Origin of the sequence: Streptomyces sp. 130, from assembly GCF_007096885.1 — a bacterium.
Taxonomy (GTDB): domain Bacteria; phylum Actinomycetota; class Actinomycetes; order Streptomycetales; family Streptomycetaceae; genus Streptomyces.
On sequence record NZ_VJNO01000002.1, the window covers coordinates 333,855 to 348,092 of the forward strand.

Annotated in this window: 11 protein-coding genes and 1 other RNA gene; 2 read left to right on the top strand and 10 right to left on the bottom strand. The window is 74.2% G+C overall.

The window, feature by feature from the left end; genetic code table 11:
• Positions 1–23: 23 nt before the first annotated feature.
• The 6 genes from FKN01_RS03730 to ftsE all read right to left on the bottom strand — a co-directional run bounded on the left by FKN01_RS03730 (position 24) and on the right by ftsE (position 4,528).
• Positions 24–413: a hypothetical protein gene (locus FKN01_RS03730; RefSeq protein WP_143616276.1), complete on the bottom strand. Its 390-nt coding sequence runs from the start codon at positions 411–413 to the stop codon at positions 24–26.
• A gap of 210 nt (positions 414–623) precedes the next feature.
• Positions 624–1,011, bottom strand: a transfer-messenger RNA (tmRNA) gene (ssrA, locus tag FKN01_RS03735).
• Between the two features lie 123 nt (positions 1,012–1,134).
• Complete coding sequence (gene smpB / locus FKN01_RS03740; RefSeq protein ID WP_143616278.1) at positions 1,135–1,623, bottom strand: SsrA-binding protein SmpB; 489 nt, start codon at positions 1,621–1,623, stop codon at positions 1,135–1,137.
• An 18-nt stretch (positions 1,624–1,641) separates the two neighbouring features.
• Entirely contained in the window at positions 1,642–2,829 is a 1,188-nt protein-coding gene (locus FKN01_RS03745) for a S41 family peptidase (RefSeq protein ID WP_143616280.1), read from the bottom strand.
• A gap of 68 nt (positions 2,830–2,897) precedes the next feature.
• Positions 2,898–3,815, bottom strand: a complete 918-nt coding sequence (ftsX, locus tag FKN01_RS03750; protein ID WP_143616281.1) for a permease-like cell division protein FtsX — start codon at positions 3,813–3,815, stop codon at positions 2,898–2,900.
• Positions 3,816–3,838: 23 nt separating this feature from the next.
• A complete protein-coding gene (gene ftsE, locus FKN01_RS03755; RefSeq protein ID WP_026242629.1) occupies positions 3,839–4,528 on the bottom strand; it encodes a cell division ATP-binding protein FtsE in 690 nt (229 codons plus the stop codon).
• A 289-nt stretch (positions 4,529–4,817) separates the two neighbouring features.
• On the opposite strand from ftsE, the gene FKN01_RS03760 reads away from it, so the two are divergent.
• Entirely contained in the window at positions 4,818–5,015 is a 198-nt protein-coding gene (locus tag FKN01_RS03760; protein WP_143616282.1) for a hypothetical protein, read from the top strand.
• Positions 5,016–5,085: 70 nt separating this feature from the next.
• Here the strand turns inward: FKN01_RS03760 and FKN01_RS03765 are convergent, their stop codons facing one another.
• The 4 genes from FKN01_RS03765 to FKN01_RS03780 all read right to left on the bottom strand — a co-directional run bounded on the left by FKN01_RS03765 (position 5,086) and on the right by FKN01_RS03780 (position 10,098).
• Positions 5,086–5,730, bottom strand: coding sequence for a hypothetical protein (locus tag FKN01_RS03765; RefSeq protein ID WP_143616283.1), 645 nt, complete (start codon positions 5,728–5,730; stop codon positions 5,086–5,088).
• A gap of 126 nt (positions 5,731–5,856) precedes the next feature.
• Positions 5,857–6,963, bottom strand: a complete 1,107-nt coding sequence (prfB, locus tag FKN01_RS03770; RefSeq protein ID WP_143616284.1) for a peptide chain release factor 2 — start codon at positions 6,961–6,963, stop codon at positions 5,857–5,859.
• 68 nt (positions 6,964–7,031) lie between these two features.
• Entirely contained in the window at positions 7,032–8,273 is a 1,242-nt protein-coding gene (locus tag FKN01_RS03775; RefSeq protein ID WP_143616285.1) for a protein kinase domain-containing protein, read from the bottom strand.
• 175 nt (positions 8,274–8,448) lie between these two features.
• A complete protein-coding gene (locus FKN01_RS03780; protein WP_143616286.1) occupies positions 8,449–10,098 on the bottom strand; it encodes a serine/threonine-protein kinase in 1,650 nt (549 codons plus the stop codon).
• Between the two features lie 469 nt (positions 10,099–10,567).
• Here FKN01_RS03780 and FKN01_RS03785 point away from each other — a divergent pair, with 469 nt between their 5' ends.
• A complete protein-coding gene (locus FKN01_RS03785) occupies positions 10,568–14,146 on the top strand; it encodes an FHA domain-containing protein (protein WP_143616287.1) in 3,579 nt (1,192 codons plus the stop codon).
• The last annotated feature ends 92 nt before the right edge of the window (positions 14,147–14,238 follow it).

Sequence of the window (14,238 nt, forward strand, 5' to 3'; positions counted from 1 at the left end):
CCCCGGGGGGCAGGGGTGGTCATCTAGTTGGCGCCTTCTTGTCCTTGCGCGGGGGCCGGGGACACGCCGGTGGGGAGGCCGGCGTCCGGAACCGTTGGATCGGTGCTGCCCGTGTCCTGCTGTTCCTGGTTCGAGAGCGGGAGGAAGGGGGCGCTGGAGTTGCCGCCGAGCACGGCGACGACCAGGGTCACCGCGTAACAGACGAAGACCGCGGCCAGGACCCAGCCGAACCGTCGCAGCGTCTTGCCGCGCCGGCCGCTCTCGTCCACGAAGACGGGGCCGTCGGAGTCGTCCGGAGCAGATGGTTCCGGCAGCAGCTCGGAGAGCTGCCGTCCGATTCCGTCCAGCTGGATGGTGACTTCGTTCGGCTCGTGTGTGTGCCCCGCATGGGCACCTTCACGCCAAGTTTCCACTGGTGTACGCACTTCCCCCACTCAGGAACGGGTGCGCGCAACTGCCCCTGTCGTGTGTCGCCGGACGGGCCCCCACCTCGTCCACGCGCCCCCTACCACAGTGCACCCGGGCCATGAATGTAGCGCACGCCCGGCCTCCGGGCACACCCGGAGGCACAAACAGCGAGGACCCCGCTGCCGGTGGCAGCGGGGTCCTCGCTCACATGGGAATTGTGGAGATGGCGGGAATCGAACCCGCGTCCAACGGTGCGGAACCAGGGCTTCTCCGAGTGCAGTCCGCTACGCTTTTCTCGGCCTCGGAGGTCACACGGACAAGCCTCCGACAGGCCCAGTCACTGTTTGATTTCCTTCTGAGCCCCGTGACCGGACTCAGAAGTTTAGATCCCTTGATGATGCCAGGATCCGGGTCGGGATCACCCCCGGGCTGACACTCCGCAGAGTCTTCGCTTAGCTGCTAATTAGGCAGCGAGGGCGAAGGCGGAGGAATCGCGCTTGGAATTGGCGATTATTGGTTGCGACATATGGTTTACGAGATCATTGCCGCTTCCTCGACTCGCTTCCCCTGCTTCGACATCCGCTGTCGAAACCGATCATCCCCATGTTGTGTTTTCAAGGTGGTGCCACACCCTCGACGGGGTGTGCCGCCATCGTACGTGACCAACGCGGGCCGATGCCAGCGTATTCCTCCCGGAGGGGCCGGCGGCGGGTGCCGGCCTCGGGATCAGGCGCTCCGCTGGCGGCGGCGGGCCGCCGCGATGGCGCGGTTCGTCTCCCTGGTGTCCTGCTTCTCGCGCAGCGCCTGCCGCTTGTCGTACTCCTTCTTGCCCTTCGCGAGCGCGATCTCGGCCTTGACCCGGCCGTTCACGAAGTACAGCGAGAGCGGCACGATGGTGTGGCCGGTCTCCTGCGACTTCGACTCCAGCTTGTCGATCTCGGCCCGGTGCATCAGCAGCTTGCGCTTGCGCTTGGCGGAGTGGTTGGTCCAGGTGCCCTGGACGTACTCCGGGACGTGGATGTTGTGCAGCCACGCCTCGCCGCCGTCGATCTGGACGAAGCCGTCGACCAGGGAGGCCCGGCCCAGGCGGAGCGATTTGACCTCGGTGCCCATGAGCACGAGCCCGCACTCGTAGGTGTCGAGGATGGTGTAGTCGTGGCGCGCCTTCTTGTTCTGCGCGATGAGCTTGCGCCCGGTGTCCTTTTCCTTAGCCATAGTGCGGCCATTTTCGCACTACGACCCGCCCCCGAGGCCACTCAATACCGTCTCGGCCCGTTCCTGGGCCCGCGCGCTCACCGCGAGGTCCGGTGTGATGCCCTTGCCGTCGACCCCGTGGCCCGCCGGGGTGCGGTAGTGGCCCACGGTCAGCTCGGCCACCGAGCCGCCCGGCAGCTCGCTCGGCATCTGCACGGACCCCTTGCCGAAGGTCCGCGAGCCGACCGTGACCGCCCGGCCCCGGTCCTGGAGCGCCCCCGTCACCAGCTCGGCCGCGCTCATCGTCCCCCCGTCGACCAGCACGACGACGGGGCGCTCGGTGTCGCCGCCGGACCGCGCGTACAGGGCGCGCTGCTCTCCGTGCACGTCGTACGTGGCGACCAGGCCGCCGTCCAGGAAGGCGGAGGCCGCGGTGACCGCCTCGCTGATCAGGCCGCCCGGATTGCCCCGCAGGTCCAGCAGCACCCCGGCGCCCGGGGGCGCGTCCCGGACCGCGTCGCGCACGGCGGCTCCCGAGCCCCTGGTGAACGAGGCGACCGCGATGCGCACCGCCCCGGTGGGGCCCGAGCGCCGCTCCCCGATCCGGCTCACGGTCACCGACTCGACCGTGAGCCGGGCCCGGCGCAGGGTCTCGGTCCGGGTGGCGGCCCCCCGGCGGACGCCGAGGCTGACCGTGCTCCCGGCCTTCGCCCCGGTGCGGTCGCCGCGCAGCATGGCCACCACGTCGGAGACGGGCAGCCGGTCGACGCGGCGGCCGTCCACGGTGCGGAGCAGGTCGCCGGAGCGGATGCCCGCGCGGTCGGCGGGGCTGCCGGGCTGGACGCGGGCGACGGCGACCTGGCCGTCGGCGGAGCGCCGGGCGGCGAGGCCGACCCCGGTGTACGTGCCGCCGAGGGAGTCCTCGAACTCCTGGTACTCGCGCTCGTCGTAGACCGCGCCCCAGCGGTCGCCGCTGCGGCTGACGACCTCCTCGGCCGCCTCCGTACCGGACTTGCCGTCGGCGACCGCGTCGGCCGCGGCCTCGGCGACCTCGTCGCGGTCGGCGGTGGCGGCCACGGACCGGGGGTGCACCGGGGGTTGCGACGCCTGGCCGTGGGGCAGCGCGCCGGTCGCGGCCCCGGTGGCGAGGACGCCGGCGAAGACCAGCGTCAGGGCGGCCCCGCGGCGCAGACCGCGGGGCCCGACGCGACATTCGGGGTCCGACATGGCGGTGATTCTAGGACAACGCCCCGGAGGCGCAGGGGCCGTTGGGGGTGCGCCTCACAGGGCGCACATCACACCTTCAGGTACTTGCGCAGCGCGAAGAGAGCGGCAACGGCGGGCATCAGCAGGCCGATCGCCAGGACCAGCGGCAGCTTGGTGAGGACCGCGTCCCAGCCGATGAAGTCGATCAGGTTGAGCTTGTCCTGGAGCGCGAGACCGCCGTCGATCAGGAAGTAGCGCCCGGCCAGCAGCATGACGCAGGCCAGCACACCGCCGATCAGACCGGCGAAGGCTGCCTCCATGATGAACGGGGCCTGGATGTAGAAGCCGGAGGCGCCGACGAGCCGCATGATGCCGGTCTCCCGGCGCCGGCTGAACGCGGAGACGCGCACGGTGTTGACGATCAGCATCAGCGCGATGACGAGCATCAGCGCCATGACGAACAGCGCGGCGACGTTCATGCCGTTCATCAGACCGAAGAGGTTGTCCAGGATGCTTCTCTGGTCCTGGACCGACTGGACGCCGTCCCGCCCGGCGAAGGCGGTCGCGACGACCTTGTACTTGGTGGGGTCGTGGAGCTTGACCCGGAAGGACTCCGGCATCTGGTCCGGCGTGATGTTGCCGGCCATCGGGGAGTCGCCGAACTCGTCCTGGTAGTGCTTGTACGCCTGGTCGCTGGACTCGTAGATCACCTTCTCCACGACGTCCATCTTCTTGAGATCGCTCTCGATCTCTTCCTTCTGCTGCTTGGTGACCGCACCCTTGGCGCACTGGACCACCGTCTCCGCGTCGCCCTTGCCGCAGAGGTAGATGGAGACGTTGACCTTGTCGTACCAGTAGTCCTTCATCGTGCTGACCTGCTCGCGCATGAGCAGCGCGCCGCCGAACAGGGCGAGCGAGAGGGCGACGGAGACGACGACGGCGAAGGTCATCGTGAGGTTGCGACGGAGGCCGACGCCGATCTCCGACAGGACGAACTGGGCGCGCATGGCGTCCTTTCAGTGCTGGGTGCTCAGTGCTGGTAGCCGTAGACGCCGCGCGCCTGGTCGCGCACGAGACGGCCCTTCTCGAGCTCGATGACGCGTTTGCGCATCTGGTCGACGATGTTCTGGTCGTGGGTCGCCATGATCACGGTCGTGCCGGTCCGGTTGATCCGGTCCAGCAGCTTCATGATGCCGACGGAGGTCTGCGGGTCGAGGTTGCCGGTCGGCTCGTCCGCGATCAGCAGCATGGGCCGGTTGACGAAGGCCCGCGCGATCGCCACGCGCTGCTGCTCACCACCGGACAGCTCGCCGGGCATCCGGTCCTCCTTGCCGCCGAGACCGACGAGGTCGAGGACCTGCGGCACCGCCTTGCGGATCTCGCCGCGCGGCTTGCCGATCACTTCCTGCGCGAAGGCCACGTTCTGCGCGACGGTCTTGTTGGGCAGGAGGCGGAAGTCCTGGAAGACGGTGCCCAGCTGGCGGCGCATGTGCGGCACCTTCCAGTTGGACATGCGCGCGAGGTCCTTGCCCAGGACGTGGACGGCGCCCGTACTGGCGCGCTCCTCGCGCAGGATGAGCCGCATGAAGGTGGACTTGCCGGAGCCGGACGAGCCGACCAGGAAGACGAACTCGCCCTTCTCGATGTCGAGCGACACATCCCGGAGAGCGGGACGGCTCTGCTTCGGGTAGGTCTTGGAGACGTTGTCGAATCGGATCACGGATGCACCACGGTCGGCCGGGAGTAGGTGAGCGTGACCATACGCGAACCGGGCTGAGCCGTGCATGCACCCGTACCGGGATGGGTGATTTACGGTGAAACGGCCCCGATTCCGGGGCGGTGCGGCGGGGAAGGGGCCCGGGTGTGACGGCGGGGCGGGCCGAATGGGCCACGAGCTGGCACAGTGGTAGGGGGTGCCTGACAGACCCCCGAGGGAACGGTCGCGTTTCCGTGAGCGTTGGGCGGAGAGATGGCTTGTGCGGCTCCGCCGCGCGGGAGGAGGAAAGCGCATGACCTACGACCGACTGGTGTGCGCGAACTGCGCGGCGCCCGTCACCGAGGGTCGCTGCCCCGTGTGCCGGGCGAGCCGCGAGCGGCTGCGGGAGCAGGAGCAGGGCCCCTTCGCCGGGATCAGCCCGGCGGCGCTGGCCGCGCTGCTGGTGGTGCTCCTGGCCGCCCTGGCCCTGCTGGCCCACCAGACCGTGTAGCGCCCGCCACCGGCCGGCGTACGGAAGGGGCCCGGACCGCCGCGCGCGGTCCGGGCCCCTTCCCATGGCTTCACGCGGCCGTGCGGTTGCCCATCAGGCGCGGCAGCACCCGGAAGCCGATGCCGCCGGCGATCATCGTCGCGGCGCCGGCCAGCAGGAACGCCGTCTCGCCCGCTCCGGTCTCGGCGAGCTCGTCCTTGCCCTTGCCCTGCTCGACGGGCTGGTTGCCGACCGAGTCCGTGTCGGTGTGGCCGCCGCCACCGCCCGAGACCCCGATCTGGCCGACGCCACTGCCCTGGTCCCCGCTGTCGCTCGGCCCGTTGCCCGGGTCCGCGGACCTGGTCGGGCCCTTGGTGGGCGTGGCCGAGGGCTTCGCGGGCGTCGAGGGCGGGTCCTCCGGCTCCTCCGGGTCCGTGGGCCCGGTGGGCGGCTCGCTCGGCTGCGCCGGGCCGGTCGGCGGGGTGGAAGGGTGCGCGGGGGTGGCCGGCGGACCGGACGGCTCGCAGCGCGGGTCGAGCGGGCTGCACGGGTCACCGTCCTCGCCCGGCTCCCCGTCCCCCGGCTCGGCGGTGGTCCGCGCGCCGATCTCCACGCCGGCGACATCGACGCCGATGCCCACGGCCTGGGCCGCGCCCGCGGCGGTCAGCGAGGCGCCGGCCGCGATCACCGCGCCCGCCGCCGTCCGTGCGAGGCGTACGCGCGTCTTCTTCGTCATGTACCGCTACCCCCAGTAGCCGTTCGCTTCAGGCTGCCCCAGCACCCTTGCCGGGGGTTCCGGGTACGTCAAGGCCGTTCCGGGCCAGGATGCCTTGCCGCGGGGGTGGTTGCGGCGATTCTCGGACTACTTCTCGTTCTGCTTGCGCCAGCGGATGCCGGCCTCGATGAAGCCGTCGATCTCGCCGTTGAAGACCGCGTCCGGGTTGCCCATCTCGAACTCCGTACGCAGGTCCTTGACCATCTGGTACGGGTGCAGGACGTAGGAGCGCATCTGGTTGCCCCAGGAGTTGCCGCCGTCGCCCTTGAGGGCGTTCATCTTGGCCTGCTCCTCCTGGCGGCGGCGTTCGAGGAGCTTCGCCTGGAGGACGTTCATCGCGGACGCCTTGTTCTGGATCTGCGAGCGCTCGTTCTGGCAGGAGACGACGATGCCGGTCGGCAGGTGGGTCAGACGCACCGCGGAGTCCGTGGTGTTGACGCCCTGGCCGCCGGGGCCGGAGGAGCGGTACACGTCGACGCGCAGGTCGGACTCGTCGATCTCGACGTGGTCCGTCTGCTCGACCACGGGCAGCACCTCGACGCCCGCGAAGGAGGTCTGGCGGCGGCCCTGGTTGTCGAACGGCGAGACGCGCACCAGGCGGTGGGTGCCCTGCTCGACGGAGAGCGTGCCGTAGGCGTACGGCACCTCGACGGCGAAGGTGGTCGACTTGATGCCGGCCTCTTCCGCGTAGGCCGTCTCGTAGACCTCGGTCTTGTAGTTGTGCCGCTCGGCCCAGCGCAGGTACATCCGCTGGAGCCGCTCGGCGAAGTCCGCCGCGTCGACGCCGCCGGCCTCGGCGCGGATGGTGACCAGCGCCTCCCGGGCGTCGTACTCGCCGGAGAGGAGGGTGCGGACCTCCATCTCGTCCAGCGCCTTGCGGACGGACTCCAGCTCGGCCTCCGCCTCGGCGAGCGCGTCGGCGTCGCCCTCGGCCTCGGCGAGCTCGAAGAGGACTTCGAGGTCGTCGATCCGGCCGCGCAGGCCCTCGGCCTTGCGGACCTCGGCCTGGAGGTGGGAAAGCTTGCTGGTGATCTTCTGCGCCGCCTCGGGGTCGTCCCACAGGGACGGGGCGGCCGCCTGCTCCTCGAGCACGGCGATGTCCCCCCTCAGCGCATCCAGGTCCAGGACGGCCTCGATCGACCCCATGGTCGAGGAGAGGGACTTCAGCTCTTCGGAAATATCGACGACTGCCACGGGTCCAGCGTAACGGCTGTCGGCGCGTACGTTCCTCGGGCTGCCGGATCACCGTCCCCGGGAGGCGGCTACGGGGCCGCCGGGGCCGAGTTCCCGGTCTCCTGGGGGCCCGGGTCCGCGCCGTCGCCGCTCAGGGCGAGCCAGCCGGCCGCGCCGATCCCGGCCACCAGCACCAGGGCCGCGGCCCCCAGCGTCAGGCGGCGCTTGCGGACGGCCGCCGACTTGTTGCGGGCCGAGCCGGGGCGGGGCCGGCCGGGGGCGCGCGGGGCGCGGGCGGTGCCCCGGGGGCCGCCGGACAGCTCGTCGGGGGCCGGGACGCGCATGCTCGTGTGGGTGTCGCGGTTGGAGTCCGGGGTGGAGCCGGGCACCAGCGGGACCGCGCCGCGCTTGCGCGGCTCCTCGCCGGCCGGCGTGTACTGCTGCTCGTCGTAGCCCTGCGGGGCCTCCGGCTCCTCGTCCGGCTCGTCCACCTCCAGGGGCGGGATGCCGGCCAGGTGCGGCAGCTGCTCGCGCAGCCGGGCGGCCAGCTCCGAGGCGCGCAGCCGGGAGGCGGGGGCCTTGGCGAGGCACTGGACGAGCAGCCGCCACAGCTCGTCGGGGATGCCGGGGAGCGGGACCACGGTCTCGGTGACATGGCGGCGCAGGACGGCGCCGGGGTGGCCGCCGCCGAAGGGCGTGAAGCCGGCGAGGAGCTCGTACAGCACCGTGGCCAGGGCGTAGATGTCCACGGCGGCGCGCGGCGGCAGCCCCTCGACGATCTCGGGGGCCAGGTAGTCCGGGGTGCCGATGATTTTGGTGGTGCGGGTCCGGCGCGGGGTGTCGATGAGCTTGGCGACGCCGAAGTCGGTGAGCAGCGCGGGGTGGGCGTTGCCGGGACCGAGCGGCCCCTCCATGTCCAGCAGGATGTTCTCGGGCTTGACGTCGCGGTGGACGATCCCGGCGGCGTGCGCGGCGGCGAGGCCGTCGGCGACGTCCGCGACGACGGAGACGGCCGCCTCGGGGGCCAGCCGGCGTTCGCGGTCGAGCCGGGTGCGCAGGTCGGTGCCCCGGACCAGGTCCATGACGAGGGCGAGGTCGTTGCCGTCGACCACGAGGTCGCGGACGGCGACGACGTGCGGGTGGTCGAGTCCGAGCAGCGCGGTGCGCTCCTGGACGAACCGGCCGACGAGCTCCTGGTCGGACGCCAGGTCCTCGCGGAGCAGTTTGATGGCCACGGGGCCCTCGGGGCCTTCCCCGAGCCACACCGTGCCGGCGCTGCCGCGCCCCAGTATCTGGTGGGCGGTGTACCGGCTGCCGATTTTCCGTGCCAAGACTGCTCCCTCAGCGGCTGGCGATGGACCCAACAACCCCCGGTCGACAAAGCTACGCGGCGATCGGGGGCCCGCGTGCCGCGGTTGGCGCCAACCTTCGCTTCTGCGGGCGAATCGCCTCGGAATCGGCCCGCGGAAGTCGATATGGCTACAGAGCTGTGCGCCTGCGGTGCGGTCAGCCGCCGCTGCCGCCGCCCAGTCCGGAGACCCAGTCCGTCACCGTGGAGACGGCGTCGGTGATCGCGTTCCAGTAGCTCTGGCCCTGCCCGATCCAGTCCTTGAGCGGGGTCAGCTCCCAGATCAGCCAGCTCGCCACGACGAGGAGCACCAGCGTGAAGAGGCAGCCCTTGAGGCAGCCGAGCCCGGGGATCTTCATCGGGTTGGCGCTGCGCCGCCGCGGCTCGCGCGGTTCGCGGGGCGCGCGCTGCGGCTGCTGGGGCTGCTGCGGGGGCGCGTACGGCTGCGGCTGGGGCTGGTACTGCTGGCGCTGCGGCGGCTGGTACTGCTGCTGCGGTTGCGGCTGGTACTGCTGCTGCCGCTGTTGCTGCGGGTACGGCTGGGGCTGGGGCTGCTGGTACCCGGGCTGCTGCGGGGGCGGCTGCTGCCGGCGCTGCGGGCGGCGGCGCAGCGGGTCCTGGCTCGGGTCGAGGTACTGGACCTGCGTCTGCTCGTTGCGGTCGCGGGCGGCCCGGAGCTGGGACTGCCAGGGGTGCGGGTCCTCGGGGCGCGGGCCGCCGTCGGGGCGCGGCGGCACGGGCGGCAGGACGGCGGTCGGATCGGCCTGGGGGCCTCCGCCGGGTCCGCCGCCGTGCGGCAGGACGCTGGTGACCCCGTTGGGGTCGTACGAGCCGGCGTTGCTCGGCAGCACCTGCGTCGGGTCGGCCGCGCCGGGGATCTCGGGGACGGCGGTGGGCGCCGGGTCGGGCGCGAGGAGGGCGGCGACCCCGTCGGCGGCGGCGATCTGCGCGGAGCTCGCGTGGACCCCGATGCCGTCGGCGACGGTACGCAGGGCGCGGGCCAGGTTCTCGGCGCTCGGCCTGCGGTCCGGGTCCTTGCTCAGGCAGCGCTCGATGACCGTCCACAGGGGCTCGGGCACGGTGCTGGGGCGGCGGGGCTCCTCGCTGAGGTGCCGGTGCAGGACTTCGAGCGCGGTGCCGCCGGCGAACGGCGGGCGGCCGGTGACCAGCTCGTAGAGCAGGATGCCGGCGCCGTAGATGTCGACGGCGGAGGTCTGCGGGCGGCCCTCGGCGGACTCCGGCGCCACGTAGGCGGGGGTGCCGACGAACTCGTGGGTCCGGGTCAGGCCCGGCGAGTCGGCGAGGCGCGCGATCCCGAAGTCGGTGAGCATCGGGCGCATCGCGCCGTCGGGGTCGGCGAGCAGCACGTTGGCGGGCTTGAGGTCGCGGTGCACGACGCCGTCGGCGTGGCTGGCGGCGAGCGCGTCGGCGATCTGCGCGGTGAGCAGCGCGGCGGCGACCGGGGTGAGCGGGCCGTTGTCGCGCAGGTAGTGGTGCAGGTCGGGGCCGTCGATCAGGTCCATGACGAGGGCGAGGAGGTCGCCCTCGACCACGAGGTCGCGGGTCCGCACGATGTTGGGGTGGGTCAGCCGCAGCAGGACGGAGCGTTCCCGCAGGAACCGCATCACCACGTCCGCGTCGTTGGCCAGCTCCTCCTTGAGGACCTTGATCGCCACGGTCTCGCCGGGCCGGCCGGCCACGGCCGCCTCGGCGCCCGCCGTCTCTCGCTGGCTGGCGCGCCAGACGGTGCCCGTGGCGCCGCGCCCCAGCGGCTCCTCGAGCAGGTACTTGCTGCCTACCGGCCGCACGTCATGCGCTCCCTGCTGGTCGTGGTGGGTCGATCCCCCGGGCACCCCCGGAGTTTCCGGCCCACTCTAGAGGCTGTACGGGGGAGACCGGCCGGGTCCGCGAGGTGACTTCACCGGTCCGTGGGCCCCAGACGCGCGCTCGCCGCTCGCGGGCGGGCGCGCTCCGCTCCCGTACGGAAGGGTCCCGGGGGAAGACGTCCGCCCGGGCCTGATGGTTGCCGCGGCCGCAGACCGGGAAACCGGTCATGCCGCACTTTTGGGGCCACTGCAGACGTTTCAAGATCACTTACTGATGACCGCCGGGCGTGTTGTCAGTGGCAGGTGCGAGGATGCCTGGAGCACGCCTGCGCGGTCGGGAGCCTCGCGGTGCGTGACGATCCTGTACCGGACGACGCGTCCGTGCCGGGTGGGGGGAATCACAGGGCGTTTCCCCGGCCGGTGCCGCGCGCAGAAGGGACCGCTGACGGCGATGCAGATCCGGCTGACCGTCCTCGCGCCGCCCAGCGGCCAGACCCCGGCGCGCGCCTGCGATGTGCTGGTCACCGCCCCCGCGGGGACGGCGCTGGCCTCCGTCGCGTCGGGCCTGGCCATGTCCGTCGCCGGCCCCGACGGCTCCCTGGGCAGCGGGGCGGTGGTCCTCTTCGCGGGCCGGGAGCGGCTGGACGCGCAGCGCTGCGCCCTCGGCGAGCCGCCCCTGATCGACGGCGCGGTGCTGTCGCTCCAGGTCCCGGGCGAGGACGAGACCGCGGACGAAGCGGTCCCCGCCCAGCTCCAGGTGGTCGCCGGCCCCGACGCGGGCGGGGTCCATCTGCTGCACGGCGGCTCGGTCCGCGTCGGCCGCTCGGCCGAGGCCGACGTGCCGCTGGACGACCCCGACGTCTCCCGGCTGCACTGCGAGGTGACGGTGTCCGAGGACGGCCGGGTCTCCGTGGCCGACCTGGGCTCCACCAACGGCACCTCGCTGGACGGGGCCGAGGTCCGCGACCGTCCGGTCCGGCTCGCCCCGGGGGCGCTGCTGCGGCTCGGCGAGTCGACGCTCCGGCTCGCCTCCGGCACGCGTCCGCCGGTGCTGCCGACGACGCCGGACGGCGAGGGCCATCTCCGGGTGGCCCGGGTCCCGGCCCCGCCGGCCGCCCCCGCGCCCGAGGCCGCCCGGCCGGACCACGCCCGGCCCGCGCCCGACGAGCCGGAGGCCGGGGCCCGGCCCGGGTCCTCCGCCGGGCACCCGGGCCGCTTCCCGGAGCAGGAGGCGCCCCGGCGCGGCGGCATAGGGGCCTGGGCCCGCCGGCTCAAGGGCGCCCGCACCGAGACGGTGCCCCCGAGCGCCCCCGCCGAGCCGGCCCCCGCCGACCCGGGCGCCTTCGCCTCGCCGCCCGCCGCCCCCGAGGGCACCTGGCCCGATCCGGCCGCCGTGCTGCTGACCGCGCTCGGCCCGGGCCCCCGGCTGTGGGAGCGCGACCCCGCGCACCCGGAGGCGCTGGTGGTCCGGCTGGGCACCACCGACCGGGCCGACCTGCCCGCCGTGCCGGTGACCGTGAGCCTGCGGGAGGCCGGTTCGCTGGGGCTCGCCGGTCCCCGGGAGCGGCTGTCCGGGCTCGCCCGGTCCGCCGTGGCCCAGCTGGCCGCGCTGCACTCCCCCGCCGACCTGGAGATCGTGCTGATCAGCACGGACCGGGCGCGGTCCGCGGAGGAGCGGCGGCGCGAGTGGGCCTGGCTGGGCTGGCTGCCCCATTTGCGCCCGATGCACGGCCAGGACTGCCGGCTGCTCCTCGCGTACGACCGCGACCAGGCGCTCGCCCGCACCGCCGAGCTGGTCCGCCGGCTGGACGACGGACCGCTCGGCCCCGGCTGGGCGAGCCAGGACCCGGCGACGGTCACCGAGGCCGCCCGCGGCCACGAAGGCCCGTTCACGGTGGTGATCCTCGACGGCGACCCCGGCGCGGCGGTCCTCCGTGAGAACACCGCCCGGCTGGCCGCGGCCGGTGCGGCGGCGGGCGTCCATCTGATCTGCCTGGCCGAGACGCCGGCCGCGACGCCCACCTCACCGGTCGCCGCGACGTACGAGGCCGCGTGCCACGCGTCGATCGCCTTCCGCGAGTGCGGGGCGGTCGGGATGCTCAGCGGTGATGTGGCGACGGCCCTGCGGCTGCTGCGCACGGCGGGCGGCCGGGCGGCGGGCCACGGCACGGTGGCCTCGGTGGACGCGGTGTCGGCGCACTGGGCCGAGCGGTTCGCCCGCGCGCTGGCCCCCCTCCGCGCGGAGGGCTCGGCCGCGCTCCCGGGCCGCCAGGTGCCGGTGGCCCTCCCCCCGTCCGCCCGCCTCCTGGACGAACTGGGCCTGGCCCGGGCCACCCCGGCCTCCCTGATGGCCCGCTGGGCCTCGACGGCGGACGACCACCCGACGCCCCGCACGGGCGCCGGACCCGGGGCGTGCCCGGGGACGGACGCCCCGGGCCACGCGGCGGCGGCGCAGGCGCCGGACTCGGGCCGCACGGCGTACCCGGGGACGGGCGACTCGGGGCGCACGGCGTACCCCGACACCACCGCGACGGGCTCCGGCCGCATCCCATACCCCCGCACCAACACGGGCGACTCGGGCCGCACGGCGGCGCAGGCGCCGGACCCGGGACGCACCGCGTACCCCGGGGGCGGCACGGACGGCTCGGGCCGCACCCCGTACCCCGACACCACCACGACGGGCTCAGGCCGCACCCCGTACCCCCGCACCGACACGGGCGACTCGGGCCGCACGGCGGCTCAGGCGCCGGACCCGGGACGCACGGCATACCCCGGCGGCACGGGCGGCTCGGGCCGCACCCCGTACCCCGACACCACCACGTCAGGCTCCGGCCGCGTCCCGTACCCCCGCGCCGGCACCGGCGGCTCCGGCCGCACCCCGTACCCCGACGCCACCGCGACGGGCTCCGGCCGCGCTGCCCGGGTCGGCGGGCCCCGGCAGGCCGGGGGGCCTCAGGTCGCCGCGCGTGGTGCCGGCACGGCCGGGGGGACGCGGACCGCCGTGCGGCCGGGCGTCCGCGCCGGGCGGCCCGTCGTCGTGCTCGGGGCCGGGCCGCACGGGCCGGTGAGCGTCGATCTCGCGGACGAGGGGCCGCACCTGCTCATCGAGGGGCCCGGCGGCAGCGGGCGGACCGAGCTGCTGCGGGCCGTCGCGGCGTCGCTGGCGGCGGCGGCCCGGCCGGACCGGCTGGGCATCGTGCTGGTCGACGGGGCCGGCGGCGAACGCGGCGAGTCGCTGCGGCCCTGCACGGAGCTGCCGCACGCGTTCACGCACCTGGTGGCCTCGGACCCGGTCCGGATGCGGGAGTTCGCCCAGGCGCTGGGCGGCGAGGTGAAGCGGCGGGCCGAACTGCTCGGCGAGCTCGACTTCGCCGAGTGGCACAGCCGTCACGAGGACGGGCCCGCGACCGTGCCGGTCCCCGAGCAGCGCGGCGACGTGGAGGCCCCCCTCAGCGGCACCCTGCGCCTGCGCCCGGGGGCGGGCCGCCCCGTGGACCCGGGACCCTCGCCGCTGCCCCGGCTGGTGGTGCTCGTGGACGACTACGACGCGCTCATAGCCCCGGCGCTCGGCAGCCCGGGCCGGCCGGCGGCCGGTTCGGTGGTGCGGGCGCTGGAGGCGGTGGCCCGGGACGGCGGCCGGCTGGGCATCCACCTGGTCGCCGCCTCGGCCCGCCCCGACCGCACCGAGGACACGGAGCTGGCCCGCGGCGCGCGGCTGCGCATCGTGCTCGATCCGCCCGCGGTCCCGCCCTCGCCGGACGAACCGGCGCCGGGCCGGGGGCGGCTGGGGCACCCGGACGGGCGGGTGACGCCGTTCCAGGGCGGCCGGGTGACCGGCCGCATCCCGCGTACGGCGACGCTGCGGCCGACGGTCGTCCCGCTGGAGTGGGAGCGGATGGGCGACCCGCCCACCCGCCGCCCGGTCCGCGAGCTGGGCAACGGGCCGACGGACCTCGCGCTGCTCGCCAGCGCCCTGGAACGGGCGGCGCGTTCGGTGAACGCGCAACCCCTCGCGCCCCTGTCCACCTGAGAGCCCGGCCGGTCCCGCCCGAATCACGCCGGAGCCGCCCTCGAACCACCCCCCGCCCGGGGCCGGAACGGGGCGGCCCGATCGTCCCCCAA

What these genes read in the sequence shown, in the direction of transcription:
- FKN01_RS03785 (WP_143616287.1), top strand. Translation starts at nt 10,568, where the DNA reads ATGCAGATCCGGCTGACCGTCCTCGCGCCGCCCAGCGGCCAGACCCCG.
- FKN01_RS03745 (WP_143616280.1), bottom strand. Translation starts at nt 2,829, where the DNA reads ATGTCGGACCCCGAATGTCGCGTCGGGCCCCGCGGTCTGCGCCGCGGG.
- FKN01_RS03765 (WP_143616283.1), bottom strand. Translation starts at nt 5,730, where the DNA reads ATGACGAAGAAGACGCGCGTACGCCTCGCACGGACGGCGGCGGGCGCG.
- FKN01_RS03760 (WP_143616282.1), top strand. Translation starts at nt 4,818, where the DNA reads ATGACCTACGACCGACTGGTGTGCGCGAACTGCGCGGCGCCCGTCACC.
- ftsX (WP_143616281.1), bottom strand. Translation starts at nt 3,815, where the DNA reads ATGCGCGCCCAGTTCGTCCTGTCGGAGATCGGCGTCGGCCTCCGTCGC.
- smpB (WP_143616278.1), bottom strand. Translation starts at nt 1,623, where the DNA reads ATGGCTAAGGAAAAGGACACCGGGCGCAAGCTCATCGCGCAGAACAAG.